3 protein-coding genes are annotated in these 1198 nt (G+C 75.5%); all 3 read left to right on the top strand.

What is annotated here, in order from left to right; all coding sequences use genetic code 11:
• Window positions 1-510, top strand: a 510-nt coding sequence (locus tag LR948_RS18800) for a prepilin-type N-terminal cleavage/methylation domain-containing protein (protein ID WP_232755705.1), incomplete at its 5' end; no start/stop codon positions are given.
• Window positions 507-869 (top strand): type II secretion system minor pseudopilin GspI, encoded by a 363-nt coding sequence (gene gspI, locus LR948_RS18795; RefSeq protein WP_232755697.1) that lies wholly within the window; start codon window positions 507-509, stop codon window positions 867-869. The genes LR948_RS18800 and gspI, both read left to right, overlap by 4 nt.
• On the top strand, window positions 866-1198 hold a 333-nt coding region (locus LR948_RS18790), incomplete at its 3' end, for a type II secretion system protein N (RefSeq protein WP_232755696.1). The genes gspI and LR948_RS18790, both read left to right, overlap by 4 nt.

Raw genomic sequence — 1198 nt, 5'->3', positions numbered from 1 at the left:
CGTGCCGCGCCCTGCCCCGCTGCGCGCGCGTCGCGCTGCCGTCGCGGTCGCGAGGCGGGTGTGACGCTGGTCGAGGTGCTGGTGGTGCTGGCGCTCCTGGGCGTCACCGCCGGGGTCGCGGCGATCAGCCTGCGTCCCGAGGACCGCGCGGGGCGGGGCGGCGCGCAGGAGGCCGAGCTTCTGGCCGCCCGGCTCTCCATCGCGCTCGAGGGCAGCATGGTGGGTGGCCGCGTCGCGGCGCTCGACTGGGAAGACGGCAGCTACCGTTTCATGCAGCGGCGGGACGGGGCATGGTCGGCCCACCCCAACCCGCGTCTCGGCACCTGGCAGAGCGTCGGCGGCGGCGGGCTGTCGCGCGAAGGCGCGGAGCTGGCCGAGCGCGAAGGCCGGCTGATGATCACGCCCGGCGCCCTGCCCCCTCCAACCGGCCCGGCGGTCTTCGCGCTCGGCGGCTCCCGGGGCGCGCGGGTGATCTTCGACGGGGTCGCGGCCCGGGTGGAGGCGCCATGACCGGGCGGCGCGATCCCGAGGCGGGCTTCACCCTGATCGAGGCGCTGGTGGCCATGGCGGTCCTCGCCGTCTCGGCGGTGACACTACTGAGCGCCGCCGAACGGCATGTGGCGCAGACGCGCGGCCTCTCCGACCGCATTATTGCCCGCTGGGTGGCCGAGAACGCGCTGGTGGCGCAGCAACTGGGCCTCGAGATGCGCCCGGATTGGCAAAGCGCTCTCGACCGCCGGATCGAGACCCGGACCGCGCGCCGCGCGCTCGAGGGCAGCGGGCTCTTGGAGGTGCGCGTGGCCGCCGGCCCGCCCGGCGAAAGCCTGGTGACGCTGACCGGCTATCTGCCGGACGGAGGCGCGCCATGATCCCGCGGCCCTGGTTTCTCGCGGGCCTCGCGATCCTGGCCCTTGCCGCGACGCTCGGCCCGCCGGCGGCGCAGCTCGCCTGGCACCTCTCGGGCCACACCGGAGTGCTGCCGGCCTCCTATGCGCCCAGTGCCGAGGCGCGCGACACCGCGCCCGCTCCTGCCGGCACCGACAACATCTTGGCGCTCGCGCCCTTCGGCACGGCCAACGCCCCGCCGCCCGAGACTGAAGCCAAGGCGCCGGGCCGCAAGATCGACATCGACCTGCACGGCGTTCTGGTCTCGACCGACCCCGAGATGTCGCGCGCGCTGATCGCCGTGGCGGGCAAC

The sequence above is a fragment of the Roseivivax sp. GX 12232 genome, from assembly GCF_021272185.1.
Classification (GTDB): Bacteria; Pseudomonadota; Alphaproteobacteria; order Rhodobacterales; family Rhodobacteraceae; genus Roseivivax.
Note: the sequence above shows the minus strand (reverse complement) of the source record. Positions and strands in the feature narration are given on the sequence as shown.